Here is a 16,519-nt window from a genome sequence, read left to right on the forward strand (position 1 = left end):
AAGCAGGAATCGTTAATTTTCGCTTGAATGCGGGGAGGGGAGTGTATTCGTGTTTTCCGTGTTGAACTTCGCTTCGTGTTCGGTGTTTTCTCTTCTAAATAAACAAACTTATCCGATGAAATTCATTCCTGTAGTAGCTGTTTCGCTGTTCATTAGTCTTCTGTGGTCTTGTCAGCTCAAAATGGCACCCGAGCGTGAGGGTGTTTCCGATTCTGTTGAGCAATCCGCAATCAATTTAGGGGGAATTTTGGCCGAACAGACCGATCGTCTTTCTTCCGATAAGTCGCTGTGCCCCGAAGCGACGGGCAATGCTGTTGGTTCGCTCCGGCCCTTGACAGACCGCCTTCAACAACTAAAGCAAGCCGGTGTAAGCACGCCTCCGGACGATTTTATGGCCACCTGGCGGGAAAAGCAGCATGCGGTGTTAGCCAATTTTGAAGTCCTGGACGAAAATACGCTGGCTTCGTGGAGGCGCTTAAATGCCGAACTGCTGAGGTATTTCGGAGCCGTTTGTTTTGCCGACGAGCTGGAACGGATCTTTTACAACAGTCGGTATGCCGATGTGGTTAACGATTCGAGCTTGAAATCGACCTGTTATACGCGTCGTTACGATCGGATTTATGTGAACCTTTACACCAGCTCGACTTTCGATTTTGTTCATACAACCGGTGGAAATGTGCGCTTGATTCAGGAAACAGCTTATCCGAATGAAGGAAAAATCAGTATAAAGTTTGAGCTCGACGATAAGCGTTATGTCGATTTGTTTATTCGCATTCCGGAATGGGCGCAAACAGCCTCGGTAACCGGCAAGGGCGTAAAGTATCCGGTTTATCCGGGCGAGTATACCGAAATAGCAAGCAAGTGGAAAACCGGCGATCAGGTTGAAGTGCTGTTGGGCATGAAACCGCAAATAATTGGAAGGGCAAACGATCGTTGGGGATTTTCGTTCGGACCGTTGCTATTGACCTACCAAGCCGATAGCTTGCCCCGGCATACCGGAACCAACAATCCGCTTGCTCAGCTGCAAATGGTTTCACCTCCGGGGAAAATGCCAACCTTCACGTACGCCGGTATTCCGGAGCATACCCTGGTGCTCCAACCCTTTTATGCCGAAAGCAATGGCGAAAAACGTACGGTCTGGATTAAATAGGGATTATAAAATGAGCAATTTCAGAGGCGAAGTTTTTAGCCTGGATGCAGGCTCATCGTAAAAAGCGTTTTTTATTCTGATTCAGTAAATCTATATTTACGTACCAGAACAGAACAAAACAGATTGAACAAAACTATGAAAAATTATTTTCTGCTATTTCTCTTCAGCCTGGGGGTAAGCTTTGCCTCCTTTGCACAGCAAATCTTTCCTTTTCAAAATCCCGATCTGCTGGTTGAACAACGAGTCGATGACCTGGTTTCACGGATGACCGTTTCCGAGAAGATAAGCCAACTGATGGACGAGGCGCCGGCGATTGATCGCTTAGCAGTTCCCCAATACAACTGGTGGAACGAATGTTTGCACGGGGTGGCTCGCGCCGGCTATGCCACCGTTTTCCCGCAATCCATTTCCATTGCTGCTTCCTGGGATCAGGATTTGATTTTTGATGTGGCTTCGGTTATTTCAGATGAAGCACGGGCGAAACATCACGAGTTTGTGCGACGCGGCGAACGGGGCATTTACCAGGGATTGACTTTCTGGTCACCAAACATTAATATTTTCCGCGATCCGCGTTGGGGACGGGGACACGAAACTTACGGCGAAGATCCGTATCTGACAGGCCAAATGGGCATGGAGTTCGTTCGTGGCTTGCAGGGCGACGACGATAAATACCTGAAAGTGGTGGCTACGGCAAAACATTACGCGGTTCACTCAGGGCCGGAGCCACTGCGTCACGAATTTGATGCCCAAGTGAGTGAGCGCGATTTACAGGAAACCTATCTGCCGGCGTTCCGCACCTTGGTTGTCGATGGCGGCGTGTACTCCGTGATGGGAGCCTACAACCGTTTTCGCGGAGAAGCCTGCTGTGCCAACACCGGGTTGTTTGATATTCTGCGGAACAAGTGGAATTTTGATGGCTATTTCGTCTCTGACTGTGGCGCCATTGCCGACATTTGGGAGTATCACAAAGTTGTCCCCGATGCCGCTTCGGCTGCTGCGCTGGCGGTAAAGGAGGGCTGCGACCTAAATTGCGGGAGTACTTACAATTCGCTGAAAGAGGCCGTCGAGAAAGGATTGATTACGGAAGATGAGTTGGATGTTTCGGTGAAGCGGCTTTTCGCTGCCCGCTTCAAATTGGGCATGTTCGATCCGGTTGAAAATGTGCCTTACGCACAGATTCCATTCTCGGTTAATAACAATGCGGCACACCATGTGTTGGCTCGTCAGGCCGCGCGTGAGAGCATTGTTTTGTTGAAAAATGAAAGCCAAACCTTGCCCTTTTCAAAAGACATAAAAACCATTGCTGTAATCGGACCAAACGCCGACGATATTGAATCGCTTTGGGGAAACTACAGCGGTGTGCCCAGCGATCCGGTTACGGTGCTGAAAGGCATTCAACATAAACTCAGCCCGCAAGCGAAGGTGTTGTATGCGCAAGGTTGCGATCTGGCTGATGGTATTCCAGAGATGAAGGCGATTCCTTCAATTTATTTGGAAACGGCCGATGGCGAGCAAGGTTTGAAAGCCGAATATTTTGCCAACAGCAAGTGGGAGGGGGCCCCTTTGTACACGCAGGTGGACGACAATATTGACTTTTGCTGGGATATCGACACGCCCGACCCGCGGCTGGCACCCGGCAGTTACAGCATTCGCTGGACGGGCTATCTGGTTGCGCCCAAGAGCGGAACTTATTATTTCAGCGATTGGGGAAAGCCTTTCATGACCATCAAAATCGGGGATGACGAGAAAGGTGGAAAGAATGAACATCATCCCAGAATGCGGGAACTGAAAGTGGATTTAAAGGCTGGTGAAAAGTATAAAGTTGAAGTGAAATACCAAAACTATTACGGTGATGCAACTGCCCGATTGCTGTGGTCGGTTCCGCAGGAAGATCGATTGCAGCAGGCTGTGGAAACGGCCAGCCAGGCCGATGTTGTTGTGCTGGCTTTGGGGCTGAATGAGCGGCTGGAAGGCGAAGAAATGAAAATTCAGATTGACGGGTTTTCCGGTGGCGACCGCACCAGCCTTGATTTGCCGGCAACACAGGTCGAGTTAATGAAAGCGGTTGTGGCAACCGGTAAGCCGGTGGCTTTGGTGCTGATCAACGGAAGCGCGCTTTCGGTGAATTGGGCCGCCGACAACGTCCCGGCAATTTTAACAGCTGGTTACCCCGGCCAGCAAGGAGGAAATGCCATTGCCGACGTCTTGTTTGGTGATTACAACCCGGCTGGCCGTTTGCCTGTAACCTACTACAAATCGGTTGAACAGTTGCCTCCGTTTGAGGATTATAACATGGATGGGAGAACTTATCGTTATTTCACGCAGGAGCCGCTTTATCCGTTTGGCTTCGGACTGAGCTATACAACTTTCAACTATTCGAATCTTCAAATCAGCCCCAATATATTGATGGGCGATAAAGTTGCTGTTTCTGTTGATGTAACGAATACCGGAGATTTGGATGGTGATGAAGTGGTTCAATTATACCTGACCGACGAAAAAGCCTCGACGCCACGTCCGATCCGCCAATTGGAAGGTTTCAAACGGGTGCACCTGAAAAAAGGCGAGACGAAGACCGTCAATTTTAACCTGGAGCCCCGTCAGCTGTCGATGATTAACAGCAAAGATGCTCGGGTGGTTGAACCGGGCTGGTTTACAGTGTCTGTCGGTGGTGAGCAACCCGGATTTTCGGGGCGCGCAGATGCTTCGAGTACGGCTACTGTCAGCGGACGTTTCGTCGTGAAAGGCAAACCAATTTTATTGGACGAGTAAACTCTGATTAAATCATAAATCAAATCCCGGTTGCCTTTAAGCCGGGATTTTTTTGTTTTTGGCCGGCTGAAACATCCTGCAAGATGATTATTTCGATTTTTTTTTATTAGAAAAAGCAGGTATGAATGAAAATGGCTAAATATTAGGAGAATAAACGGTATTCTGGCAAGAAAGAAGAATTGTTGCAAACGTTTGCATTTGCAGCCGATCTCTTCGTTTTTCGCGTGATGCTTATAAAGCATTTTCGGGTTTCACCTGCTTTTTCCTATCTTTAAATTCAGGCCGAAACAAGTTTGCTTGAAAACTGTCGGTCGGAAAACTAAACTAACATCACCCGGGATCTGAAATTATGCCAAATTTTGATCAGCTTTTCAGAAAATACCATCACCAGCTTTTTCTATATGCCCGTAAATTTGTTGCCGATGAATCGGTGGCGCTTGATATTACGCAGGACGTTTTCGCGCAGGTGTGGGAGAAAGAAAAACTGAGTTTACCGGATGAACACCTGAAAGCTTATCTCTTTCATTCGGTTCGCAATCATTGCCTGAATCACTTGAAACACGAACGAGTTATCCGAAGACACCAGCAGTTTCAACAGGATGAGTTGAGCAAGCTGGAAATCCAATATTATGAGAGTGGCGAAAAATCACTCATTCAAAAAGAAAGTCTCGAGCGCATTTACGAGACCGTGAATTCATTGTCAGAAGTTAACCGGGAGATCATTGAGCTTAGCCGTTTTGAAGGCTTAAAAAACAAAGAAATTGCTGAGCGTTTAGGCATCCCCATACGCACTGTTGAAACCCGGATTTTCAGAGCCTTGAAAGAACTGCGGCAAAAATTATCTCAAAAATTTATTCGTATTCTGTTGAATTTATGTCGGTTGAAAGATAAAGTGTAGATTTTTTGCTTTTTCTGACGTAGTTTGTCCGTCTCGGTTGTGTTAGGGGTGTACACGGAAAATAAATGCCCGGATTATGAAGACGACCGAGAGAATTGAACAACTAATTGCCTCGTATTTGAACGGGGAGTTATCGCAGGAGGAGAGAACTGAACTCATGAATTGGGTTCGGACAGATCCGTCCAACAAAGCACTTTTTTACGACATCAAAGACATTTGGGACAGCGCCAGACCGGCTTCTGTTGATGTCAACCAACAGTTAATTCATTTTTACAAAACACAAGCTCAGAAGAAAAAGAAAAGGGTTTTGCCCGTTTGGACCAATGTTGCTGCTGCGGTCGCTATTTTGCTTATTGGATTGTTTGCTGCCCAGTTTATTCCGTTTTTCCAAACGGAGAATCGAAGTATGGTCGAGTCTTTTCAGGTGCCCATGGGATCGCATTCTCAGGTTGTACTCGCTGATGGCACAAGGGTAAATCTGAACTCCAACAGCAGCCTCCGGTTAGATCCGGATTTTTCGACGACAAACCGGAAAGTAAGCCTGGAAGGAGAAGCCTATTTTGAGGTAAAATCTGACAAGTCAAATCCTTTCGAAGTCCGTACGCATAAATTCAATATTGTTGTTACGGGAACGAAATTCAATGTTAACTCGCATCGTGAAGATAGAGACATTGGTGCGACCTTGGCGGAGGGGAGGATTCAACTTGAAGCCCGTAATATGAAAACGATCGTATTAAAACCTGGACAAAAGATCACCTTTAATCAACAAACGATGAAAGCTGTTTTGAGTGAAGCAGATGTTGCATCGGATATTGCCTGGGTAGAAGGGGAATTGAATTTCAGAGATATACCATTCCCCGATTTAATCCGCCGGTTAGAACGGTGGTACGATGTTAAATTGGAATACGACGGTCCAGATTTCGACTCCATGACCTACACGGGCCACTTCAAAAATCAGGAAACAATATGGCAGGTGCTGGATGCCCTGAAACTGACTACCTCTATTGATTATACAAAAGTAAATTTACGGGAATTTAAACTCTACCTAAAGTCAAATAGTATGTAAAATAGAAAAGGCGGTTTGTCGCCACAACATCCCGCCTTTAACAATCAATAATTAATTGTCTAAACGTCTCAAAAGTATGAAAAAAAATCGTAACGGGAGGGATTATGCCCTATGGGTAGATCTTCCCAAAATCTTTCGAATTATGAAATTATTTTCTTTGTTCATGTTGGCCTGTATGTTGCACGTTTCCGCTGCGACAAAAGCTCAAAATACCAAGCTTAACATTGCAGGTAAAAATTTGACGATTGAACAAGTGATGAGCCGGATTGAAGACCAGTCTGAGTACTCTTTCTTCTATAATGCAAAGGAAGTTGACCTTTCAAAGTTTGTCAACATTGATTTCAAAGATCAGGCAATTGATGAAGTGTTGGAAGAATTACTTGCAGGTACGGGATTAACCTATACCATAAACAACAAGTTGGTTATTATTCATCAGGAGGAGGACACTAAACAGGCAAAGATGAGCCAGCAGGGCGAAGTTACAGTTACCGGTACTGTTTCCGACGATACCGGATTTGAGCTTCCGGGAGTGACCGTACTTGAAAAAGGTACAACGAACGGTACTATTACCGATGGTACCGGAAAGTATACGCTGAAAGTTAAAAGTGACGCAGTTTTACAATTTTCATTTATCGGGATGAAATCGCAGGAAGTTGCCGTTGCCGGTCAGACCGTTATCAATGTAAAACTGGCGGAAGAAACAATCGGATTGGAAGAAGTTGTGGCTATTGGTTATGGTGTTCAAAAGAAGAGCGACCTGACAGGGGCATCCAGTCGATTGACGACAGAAGAGATGAACAAAGCAACTGCGTCATCGCCTGTAGAAATGATGCAGGGACGGGTTTCCGGTGTTAACATCACCCAAAACAGTGGTGAGCCGGGCACCGGTATGTCAGTGCGTATTCGCGGTTCAAACTCCATTCGTTCCGGGCAGGAGCCTCTGTATGTAATAGATGGTGTTCCACTGGATAATACGAACCTTACACCGGAAGGTGGCGGTACTGCGGGTTATGGTGGTGGCTCCAATAAAAACCCGTTGAGTTTCATAAACCCTGACGACATTGAAACAATTGATATTTTGAAGGATGCTTCTTCAACGGCTATTTATGGTTCCCGGGGGGCAAACGGAGTTGTTTTGATTACGACAAAAAAAGGTAAAGCAGGGAAAGGAACAATTTCCTACGATGGCTATGTTGGTATTTCTCAAATACGTGAAAAACTCGATTTGTTATCAGCAAGTGACTTTCGGTCGTACACGAAGCCTGATGGTTCGAAACTATTGGATTTAGGCGCTTCAAACGATTGGCAGGATGAAATTTACCAATCGGCAATATCTCAAAGTCACAATATTTCAATGGGCGGTGGAAGCGAAAAGTTCACTTACCAGGCAGCCATTGGTTATTTGGACCAGGAAGGGATTGTCAAATCAACTGATATGTCAAAAATAAACGGTAGCGTGAAAGTGACCCATAAGGCATTCGACGATAAAGTCAAGATTAACGCCGGTCTTATCGCTTCGCACATAGAAGACACGCGGGCTCCGATTACCGAAGCCGCCGGTTCGGGATTTGAAGGGGACCTTATTTTGTCGGCTCTCAAACTCAATCCAACTTTCCCAATTAAGAATGAAGATGGTACCTATTACCAGCATTCCGTTTCTACACGTAACCCGGTGGCTATGTTAAACCTGGTAGATGATGTTACGCAAACCGATCGCATTTTGGCCAATTTATCAGTTGACGTGCAATTAGCCAAAAACTTAAATTATAAGCTGAACCTGGGGGTTGACCGAACTGTCGCCGAAAGACGGGTAAATCAATTCGCTGGATTAAGCTACCTCCCCAACAAAGGTGAAGCCGATATTAATTCCATATCGGCCTCCAACAGGCTGATGGAGAACTATATTACCTACCTTAAAGACATTGGCGATGACCATTCTTTTAATTTCCTTTTGGGTCATGCTTACCAATCATTTAAAGGGACCACTTCTGCAATGAACGTTGACGGCTTTGAAGTGGCAGACATCAAGTACACAGATAACCTGGGCTATGGGAATTCCAGCGCCGCCGAAGTTAAATCTTCTGCTTACGAGCGTGAGCTACAGTCATTCTTCGGACGTATCAATTACTCTTACAAAGACAAATACCTGCTAACTTTTACCGGTCGTGCGGACGGTTCGTCCAAATTTGGTAAAAACAACAAGTATGGTTTCTTCCCGTCGGCGGCCTTTGCATGGAGAGTAATGCAGGAAGATTTTATGCAGAATACCGGTGCGCTCAGCAACCTGAAATTACGTTTGGGCTGGGGGTTAACCGGTAACCAGGAAATACCGGACAAGATTTCGAAACTTTCGGTGGGAACCGAAGCGAACGCCAACTGGTTTGTTGACGGATCATTTCTGCCGGGTATTACTTTCACCAGGACGCCGAACCCCGATATCAAATGGGAAACAACCACGCAAACAAATATTGGATTGGATTTTGGATTTTTCGAAAATCGGCTGTCAGGAACGATTGACTATTTCAATAAAAAAACCAAGGATGTATTGTTGGAAATTCCGGCAAAGGCACCTGCCCCAACAGCAACGCAATGGTTGAATGTTCCGGATCTGGAGATTGTTAACGATGGTATTGAGCTGGGATTGAACGGAGTCGTGATGAGCAAAAAAGATTTTACCTGGGACATGGGAGTGAATTTGGCCTACATTAAAAATGAGGTTAAAAATCTCCCGGTGAAGTTAATACAAACCGGCGCCGCAGCAGGCCCGGGATTAACCGACGTACGGGTACAGATTATTACGTCAGGACAGCCGGTTGGTACTTTTTACGGTCGGGTTTTCCAGGGATTTGATGCAAATGGATTTAGCGTCTATAAACAAGTTGCCAATTCAGATGGTACAACAAGTGATGCATTTGAATACCTGGGGAGTGCATTACCCGATTTAACCTATAGTTTGAGTTCAAAGTGGCAATATAAAAACTTTGATGTCAGCATGTTTTGGAATGGTTCTCAGGGAAATAAAGTTTATAATAATACGGCAAATGCAATCTTTACCAAGGCATCTCTCAATGGTGGAGGTAATGTAACCCGGGATGTTTTGACATCCAAAGAAAGCCCTTCCAATTCGAATCCATTTTCATCCCGCTTTGTTGAAGACGGCTCATTTTTGAGACTTGCGAATGTGACGATTGGTTACACCTTTAACACCAAATCAATCGAGTGGTTGGGTAAAGCCAGGGTGTATGTAACCGGGAACAACTTGTTGCTTATTACTGATTATTCAGGCTACGACCCGGAAATTAACTCGGATGCCAACGTTTCCGGTGTTCCTTCATTGGGGATAGACTTCACTAGCTACCCTAAGCCAACCACATTTACTTTCGGTGTTAACCTGCAGTTTTAATTTTTAAATACAATTGAAATGAAATCATATAAAATCATATTATTCAGCGCAGTTTTAGCCTTGTTGGGGACAGTGGGGTGTACTGATCTGGAAGAAAACATTCTGGACGAACAATTAGGGGCCAATCTGGTTAATGATCCGACGAACGTGCAATCATTGATCAATCCCCCATATGCCAGCCTAAGACGTACAATTGAATGGAGCAAATATTGGGGATTACAGGAAGTGACCAGCGATGAAGTGATTATTCCGACCCGAGGAACAGACTGGGACGACAATGGTGCCTGGCGACAATTGCACCTGCAGACCTGGGATTCAGACCATATTCGTTTTAAACAGGTTTGGGAGTTTCTGACCCAAGGTATTTCCCGTTCGAATACAGCTATCAATTACATTGCAAAATTCCCGTCAAGTGAAACGAACACTTTGTATATTAATGAAGCCCGTTTCCTGCGTGCCTACTACATGTACCTGATCAACGATCTTTTCGGACAAGTTCCTTATCGGAGCGCCAGCGAACAGGATTTCTCTGTCTCTCCGGTTGTGCTGGACCGCAAAGCGGCTTGCGATACGATTATTAGCGAGTTGACAGCGATTATGCCGAGTTTGAAAACGAAAGCAGAAGTTGGATCCACCCGGGCAACTGTTGGTGCTGCCGAAGCTTTACTGGCCAAAGTGTATTTGAACTATGAAACATACACCGGCGAAGCCAAATGGACGGAAGCCATTCAATATTGCGATATGCTGATCGGTGATGCAGATTATGCTGTGGCCAACGATTACTGGACAATGTTTCAATGGGACGTTGCAGAGCATCAGGAGTTTATTTTGAGAGTGCCGATGGATGATAATGTGGACTATGGCAACGATATCCAATGGACGAACTTTGCACTGCACTACAGCCAGGTCTTTGGTAATTTCACCAGTTTATGGAATGGTCCTTCAACAACTTCCACTTTCTTTAATACCTGGGATATGGAAAACGATGCTCGTTTTTACGATGCCCGCATTATGAGCGAAACCGGTTTTAACCAGGGATTTTTAGTGGGACAACAGTACGGAATTGATGGAACAGCTTTGGAACAACGTAACGGTGAACCGCTGATTTTCGTTCCGGAAATCAATTTGGCCAGTTCTCCTGAAAATGCCGGGATTCGTGTCATCAAATTTGCTCCGAATCCCAACACGGTGGATCAGTTCCGTTCGCCCAACGACGTTCCAATTATGCGTATTTCTGATATTTACCTGATTCGTGCTGAAGCGAAAATGCGTAATGGTGACGAACCGGGAGCGCGAGCTGATGTGAACTATATCCGATCGAAAAGAAGTGCGTCGGGTAAAACTCTTCCGCAATTAACAAGCGTTACGCTGGATGATATTCTGAAGGAGCGTGGCTATGAATTGTATTGGGAGGGAATGCGTCGTCAGGATTTGGTACGCTTTGGAAAGTTCACCGAAGCCTGGCAGGAAAAACCGGCAACGACCGCCACTAGGAACATCTTCCCGGTTCCGACTTCCGCAGCCGATGTAAATGAAAATCTCGACCCTAACCTGGGCAGCTAAACCTGTTATAATTATTGTGGCCGTCGAAATTCGGCGGCCACTTTCTTTTAAGTATTGTATGTAGAAGTTCGCTCGCCTGAACAGTTGGGAGGGCCGTCGGTTATTGCCAATAAACAATGATTGCCGAAAATAAAAAACAAAGAATGATGATTCACAAATTCAGATTAATTGCACTACTGGTTTTGACGACTTTTTTCTGCGGAAACCTCCAGGCCCAGGTTGATCCTCCGCGGCAGTATCCGCAGTTGTTTAAAGGCGTGCAGCTTCAACATGTATTTAAAGATCAAAAGACATTTGTGGATTGCAATCCGAAGGTTGATCCTCTTTTGCTGGACGAGCTATATCGGGAACAGAAAGCAAAGCCAGGATTTATATTAAAAGATTTTGTTGGTGAGTATTTCGATACGATTCAAAGCGATACGACTGCCATGTTGCATCATCTTCATTTTTTGTGGAACGAGCTGACACGTCAGCCGGATCAGAAACAAGAGTACTCCACTCTTTTGCCGCTCCCAAATCCGTACATTATTCCCGGAGGTCGTTTCAAGGAAATCTATTACTGGGACAGCTATTTCACCATGCTGGGCTTACAGGTTGACGGCAAAACCGACATGATCCGGAATATGGTGGATAACTTTGCGTATTTGATTGATACGTATGGTCACATTCCAAATGGAAACAGGAGTTATTACCTGAGTCGCTCGCAGCCGCCTTTTTTTGCATTGATGGTTGAGTTGTTAGCAAATGCAAACCACGACGACGGCGTCTATCTTCATTACCTGGATGCCATGGAGAATGAATACGACTACTGGATGTCGGGAGAAAAGCTCGTGCATCTGGGAGAAGGGGTGAAACTCAATCGCTATTGGGATCAGGAAAACACGCCGCGACCGGAGTCTTATTGGCACGACGCTGAGTTGCTGGAACCCTCTGGGAGGGATTCTTCGCTCTTTCGGGATTTGAGATCAGCAGCTGAGTCCGGCTGGGATTTTTCAACCCGCTGGTTCAAAGACAGGCAAGACCTGAAGACGATTCAAACCACACAATTAATTCCCGTCGATTTAAACTGCTTGCTTTATGAGGTTGAAACGATTTTGGCAAAAGCATACAAATTAAAAGGTGATGAGCAAATGGCTGCTTCCTATTCCGGGATGGCTCAGAATCGAAAAAATGCGATTCTGAAATATTGCTGGAATGATCAGCTTGGTTTCTTCACCGATTATAATCTCTCAACCAAACAATGTACTTCTCAACCAACTTTAGCCGGATTGTTTCCGCTATTCGCTCGAATTGCTTCCGCCGAACAAGCCCAAAAGGTGATCGCTAAAGTTGAATCTGAATTTCTGAAAGCCGGGGGCTTGGTTACCACTTTGGTTGAAAATCCTGGACAGCAGTGGGATTATCCCAATGGCTGGGCGCCGCTGCAATGGGTCGGCTATGTCGCGTTTAAAAATTACGGAAAAACGGAACTGGCACATGAACTTGCTAATCGATGGATTCAGCTCAATGCGAAAGTCTATTTTGAAACCGGGAAGATGAAGGAAAAGTACGATGTGGTTGATCCGGATCGTCCCGGAGGAGGAGGCGAGTACGAAGGGCAGGATGGTTTTGGCTGGACGAACGGTGTTTTCCTGAAAATGTGGGATGAGCTTCATGCCGAAAAAATGTAAAAACTATTATAGAACTATACCATGAGAACAAACCGAATTAAAGAATTTAGCTTCGCCATCTCAATCATACTGAGTCTTATCTTGGTAGTTTCCTGCGGCGAAACGAAGAGACAGGCACAAATCGGGGATGGAATCGCCATTTATTACCCTGGGAATTTTATACCGGAACGCGTATTGCCCTCAATGGCTCTGCTGGAAGAGCCCGTGGAAAAGGGGAGCGTTTCTTCAGGAATGAAAATCAAACCTGAATTTTACCAGGAGAATGGTAAAAATTGTGCCCGGATTGCCGTTGACGAGGGAACAGATTTATATGGAACCGGAGAAGTTGCCGGAGACCTGAATAGAACGGGCAAAGAAGTGACGTTGTGGAATACTGACAATTATACTTATGCCAAAGACGAAGGCAAAAGACTTTACCAATCCCACCCTTGGATTTTGGGTGTTCGTAAGGATGGGACTTCCTTTGGCATCTTGGTTGACAATACCTGGAAACAGGAAATCAAACTCACCAACCCGATTGAAATTACTTCAGAAGGGCCAGCTAGCCGGATTATAGTGATTGAGAAAGAAACACCACAAGCCGTGTTGGAAGCGTTGGGACAACTGACCGGAACAATGGAAATGCCGCCACTTTGGGCATTGGGCTACCAGCAATGCCGGTATTCCTATTTCCCCGACAGCCGGGTGAAAGAAGTGGCAAGCGAGTTTCGCAAACGCAATATACCCTGTGATGTGATCTGGATGGATATTCATTACATGCAGGACTTTAAGATTTTCACCTTCGATTCCATTCGGTTTCCTAATCCGGCAGAGTTGAATGATTACCTGCACGGCATCGACTTTAAGTCGGTCTGGATGATTGATCCCGGTGCCAAAAAAGAGGAAGGTTATTTCGTGTACGACCAGGGGACGGACGGAAATTATTGGGTACAGGACAGCACCGGTAATGCTTTTGTTGGCTCTGTTTGGCCGGGCCCTTGTTCGTTCCCCGATTTTACCATGCCTGAAACACGCGCCTGGTGGGGCGGATTGTACAAAGATTTTATGGCGACGGGCATTGATGGTGTTTGGAATGATATGAATGAACCGGCTGTTTTTGATGGCCCGGATAATACCATGCCGGAAAACAATTATCATCGCGGTGGAGGTGAACTGCCGGCTGATGTGCATGCCCGCTATCACGACGTTTACGGCATGTTGATGGTGAAGGCCAGTCGTGAAGGAATTTTGAAAACCAATCCCGACAAGCGACCGTTTGTGCTGTCGCGTTCCAATTATTTGGGCGGCCAGCGTTATGCCGCAACCTGGACCGGCGACAATGCATCGACCTGGGAACAATTCAAAATGGCAACTCCGATGGTGCTTAACCTGGGGCTTTCCGGGCAGCCGTTCAGCGGCCCCGACATCGGCGGGTATAAAGGAGATCCGGACACCAGTTTATTGGCCAATTGGATGGCGGTTGGGGCTTTTTATCCGTTTAGCCGCAATCACACAGAGGTAAATGGAGCGAATCAGGAACCGTACGCCTATGGCGATGAGGTTGAGGAAATTTCCCGCATTGCGCTGGAGCGCCGCTACCGACTGCTGCCTTATTTGTACACTTTGTTTCACGAAGCTTCAGAGACCGGGCTTCCGGTGATGCGCCCCGTTTTCTTCGCTGATGTGACCGATTTATCGCTTCGAAATGAAGATGAAGCTTTCTTGTGGGGAGGTGATTTGCTGATTGTTCCGAAGTGGGCCGAGAATCCTGCTTTGCCAAAAGGAACATGGACGAGTATTTCACTTGTCGGGGAAGACACTCAAAATGATCCTGTTCAACCAGATCTGAAATTGCGTGGAGGCGCCATTATTCCTTTGGGAAAAGTTATTCAGTCGACAGAAGACTATAGCACCGACTCGCTGACACTATTGGTTTGTTTGGACGAAGCCAAAAAAGCTGAAGGAGAACTATATAGCGACGCTGGTAACGGTTTCGAATACCGAAACGGGCAATATGCCATCGATCAGTTTAAAGCTGGTGTATCCGGTGAAAATAAACTTGTTGTTAGCTGTTCAAAAGTTGACGGCGATTTGGTGGAAGAAGGTTGCTATTATCGGGTTGGCCTGGTAACCGAATCCGGAATCCAATATTCGGATTGGGACAATGATGGTGAGATCGAAATGCCTTTAGTTCCCTAAAACTGATTAATCGAATTTAAACTGAAATAAAAAATGAAAAGAAATACAAGTTGGATCATTCTGCTTTTACTTTTAATTGTCTTGTCGACAGTTTGTTGTCAGTCGCCCAAGCCGAAAGTTGATTCTTCCGTTGACCGTAAGTGGTGGAAGGAAAGTATTCTTTACCAAATCTATCCGCAAAGTTTTAAGGACACCGATGGCGATGGCTTTGGGGACTTCAAAGGTGTGATCGAAAAGCTGGATTACCTGGAAAGCCTTGGTATTACCATGGTGTGGATGAATCCTTTTTTCGAGTCACCACTGGTAGACAATGGTTATGATGTGAGCGATTACCGCGCTGTTCATCCCCGATACGGAACCATGGAAGATTTTGACGAAATGCTTGCCGGTATGCACGAGCGTGGAATCAAGTTTGTGCTGGATGTCGTTGCTAACCATAGCAGTGTTGAACATGAATGGTTTAAGCAGTCGCGCAGTTCTCGCGACAATCCTTACCGCGACTACTACCACTGGTGGCCTGCCGAGAAGGGTGAGCCTCCTTTCCGACACAGTCTGTTCGATCCGGAAGGCGCCTGGGAATACGACTCGTTAACTAATGCATATTATCTGCATTATTTTGCGGCTGCTCAACCCGATTTAAATTGGGAAAATCCGAAGGTGCGACAGGAAGTTTATGACATCATGAAGTTCTGGGCCGAAAAAGGGGTTGACGGATTTCGAATGGACGCTTTTCAATTTATTAGTAAAGACACAGCGTTCCCCGTGTGGCCGGAGGGTTACGAGAAAGATTTTGCAAAATACTGCGGAATGGGGCCGGACATACACCCCTATTTGAAGGAATTATATAACGAAGTGCTTAGTAAATACGATGTTTTTGCAGTATCCGAAGGTGTTGGAACTACTTTTCAGGATGCTCACGATTTGGTAGATGCAGATCGGAACGAGCTGCAGATGGCTTATCATTTTGATTACGTGTCGATGTCGGGGACAACCGATGGTTACAAGTTGTCCGAATTTAAAAAGATATTTAGTCGTTGGGACAGCGCTTTTGCAGATAAGGGTTGGCTTGCCGTCTTTCTGTCGAATCATGACAATTCCCGCATGGTGAACCGCTTTGGAAATTCAAGTCCCGAATTCAGAACTGTTTCAACCCAAATGTTGAATACCTTTATTTTGAGCATGAGAGGCACACCTTACACGTATTATGGCGATGAGCTGGGAATGACCAATATTGATATGCCAACGATCGAGGAATATGTGGATGTATCGGCTCTGGGTGACTATGGAAAGGCTAAAGCACAAGGGAAGGACATGGATGAGTTTATGAAACAGCTAAACTATTATTCGCGGGAGAATGCGCGCACGCCGATGCAATGGGACAGTACAGCTAATGCTGGTTTTACAACAGGTATTCCCTGGAAAAAAGTTAATGAAAATTACAAGGAAATCAATGTGGCTGCAGAGAACAAGGACCCGCATAGCGTCCTGAATCACTTCCGCAAAATGACCAGGTTGAGGCTGGATAATTTGGTATTTGTTTATGGTGATTACCAACTACTGCAGGCTGAACATCCGGATATTTACGCTTTTACCCGAAGCTTGGACGATCAAAAGATGCTGGTTCTTCTAAACTTTTCAGACCATGATTCAAGCATTGACCTGGCGGAAGCAAAAGACATTCGCGAGATAATGATCAACAATTACGATGATGTAACCAACGAAAACGGGAACGTAACGTTGAAACCTTACCAGGCGGTCATTTTCGAACTTGAATAAAACGAACAATAAAAAAAAGGTCGAACGGCAATGTTCGACCTTTCTT

9 protein-coding genes are annotated in these 16,519 nt (G+C 45.8%); all 9 read left to right on the plus strand.

Features of this window, described 5'->3' with window-relative positions; genetic code table 11:
* The first annotated feature begins 115 nt into the window (after positions 1–115).
* The 9 genes from C8N47_RS05260 to C8N47_RS05300 all read left to right on the plus strand — a co-directional run bounded on the left by C8N47_RS05260 (position 116) and on the right by C8N47_RS05300 (position 16,473).
* The gene (locus C8N47_RS05260; RefSeq protein ID WP_107821478.1) at positions 116–1,150 is read left to right on the plus strand and encodes a glycoside hydrolase family 127 protein; all 1,035 of its coding nucleotides are present in this window, start codon (positions 116–118) and stop codon (positions 1,148–1,150) included.
* Positions 1,151–1,285: 135 nt separating this feature from the next.
* On the plus strand, positions 1,286–3,919 hold the full coding sequence (locus tag C8N47_RS05265; RefSeq protein WP_107821479.1) for a glycoside hydrolase family 3 C-terminal domain-containing protein: 2,634 nt from the start codon (positions 1,286–1,288) through the stop codon (positions 3,917–3,919).
* 349 nt (positions 3,920–4,268) lie between these two features.
* The gene (locus C8N47_RS05270) at positions 4,269–4,817 is read left to right on the plus strand and encodes an RNA polymerase sigma-70 factor (RefSeq protein WP_107821480.1); all 549 of its coding nucleotides are present in this window, start codon (positions 4,269–4,271) and stop codon (positions 4,815–4,817) included.
* A gap of 76 nt (positions 4,818–4,893) precedes the next feature.
* Complete coding sequence (locus C8N47_RS05275; protein WP_107821481.1) at positions 4,894–5,883, plus strand: FecR domain-containing protein; 990 nt, start codon at positions 4,894–4,896, stop codon at positions 5,881–5,883.
* 142 nt (positions 5,884–6,025) lie between these two features.
* Complete coding sequence (locus C8N47_RS05280; RefSeq protein ID WP_245915675.1) at positions 6,026–9,286, plus strand: TonB-dependent receptor; 3,261 nt, start codon at positions 6,026–6,028, stop codon at positions 9,284–9,286.
* Between the two features lie 18 nt (positions 9,287–9,304).
* A complete protein-coding gene (locus C8N47_RS05285) occupies positions 9,305–10,849 on the plus strand; it encodes a RagB/SusD family nutrient uptake outer membrane protein (protein ID WP_107821483.1) in 1,545 nt (514 codons plus the stop codon).
* A 143-nt stretch (positions 10,850–10,992) separates the two neighbouring features.
* Positions 10,993–12,519, plus strand: a complete 1,527-nt coding sequence (treF, locus tag C8N47_RS05290; RefSeq protein ID WP_245915676.1) for an alpha,alpha-trehalase TreF — start codon at positions 10,993–10,995, stop codon at positions 12,517–12,519.
* Positions 12,520–12,540: 21 nt separating this feature from the next.
* Positions 12,541–14,697 carry a TIM-barrel domain-containing protein gene (locus C8N47_RS05295; protein WP_107821484.1) on the plus strand — a complete coding sequence of 719 codons (2,157 nt, stop codon included), beginning with the start codon at positions 12,541–12,543 and terminating at the stop codon, positions 14,695–14,697.
* A gap of 33 nt (positions 14,698–14,730) precedes the next feature.
* On the plus strand, positions 14,731–16,473 hold the full coding sequence (locus C8N47_RS05300; RefSeq protein ID WP_107821485.1) for a glycoside hydrolase family 13 protein: 1,743 nt from the start codon (positions 14,731–14,733) through the stop codon (positions 16,471–16,473).
* The last annotated feature ends 46 nt before the right edge of the window (positions 16,474–16,519 follow it).

It is taken from the genome of Mangrovibacterium marinum, from assembly GCF_003046625.1.
In the GTDB taxonomy this organism is placed as follows: domain Bacteria; phylum Bacteroidota; class Bacteroidia; order Bacteroidales; family Prolixibacteraceae; genus Mangrovibacterium; species Mangrovibacterium marinum.

What these genes read in the sequence shown, in the direction of transcription:
- C8N47_RS05260 (WP_107821478.1), top strand. Translation starts at nt 116, where the DNA reads ATGAAATTCATTCCTGTAGTAGCTGTTTCGCTGTTCATTAGTCTTCTG.
- C8N47_RS05265 (WP_107821479.1), top strand. Translation starts at nt 1,286, where the DNA reads ATGAAAAATTATTTTCTGCTATTTCTCTTCAGCCTGGGGGTAAGCTTT.
- C8N47_RS05270 (WP_107821480.1), top strand. Translation starts at nt 4,269, where the DNA reads ATGCCAAATTTTGATCAGCTTTTCAGAAAATACCATCACCAGCTTTTT.
- C8N47_RS05275 (WP_107821481.1), top strand. Translation starts at nt 4,894, where the DNA reads ATGAAGACGACCGAGAGAATTGAACAACTAATTGCCTCGTATTTGAAC.
- C8N47_RS05280 (WP_245915675.1), top strand. Translation starts at nt 6,026, where the DNA reads ATGAAATTATTTTCTTTGTTCATGTTGGCCTGTATGTTGCACGTTTCC.
- C8N47_RS05285 (WP_107821483.1), top strand. Translation starts at nt 9,305, where the DNA reads ATGAAATCATATAAAATCATATTATTCAGCGCAGTTTTAGCCTTGTTG.
- treF (WP_245915676.1), top strand. Translation starts at nt 10,993, where the DNA reads ATGATGATTCACAAATTCAGATTAATTGCACTACTGGTTTTGACGACT.
- C8N47_RS05295 (WP_107821484.1), top strand. Translation starts at nt 12,541, where the DNA reads ATGAGAACAAACCGAATTAAAGAATTTAGCTTCGCCATCTCAATCATA.
- C8N47_RS05300 (WP_107821485.1), top strand. Translation starts at nt 14,731, where the DNA reads ATGAAAAGAAATACAAGTTGGATCATTCTGCTTTTACTTTTAATTGTC.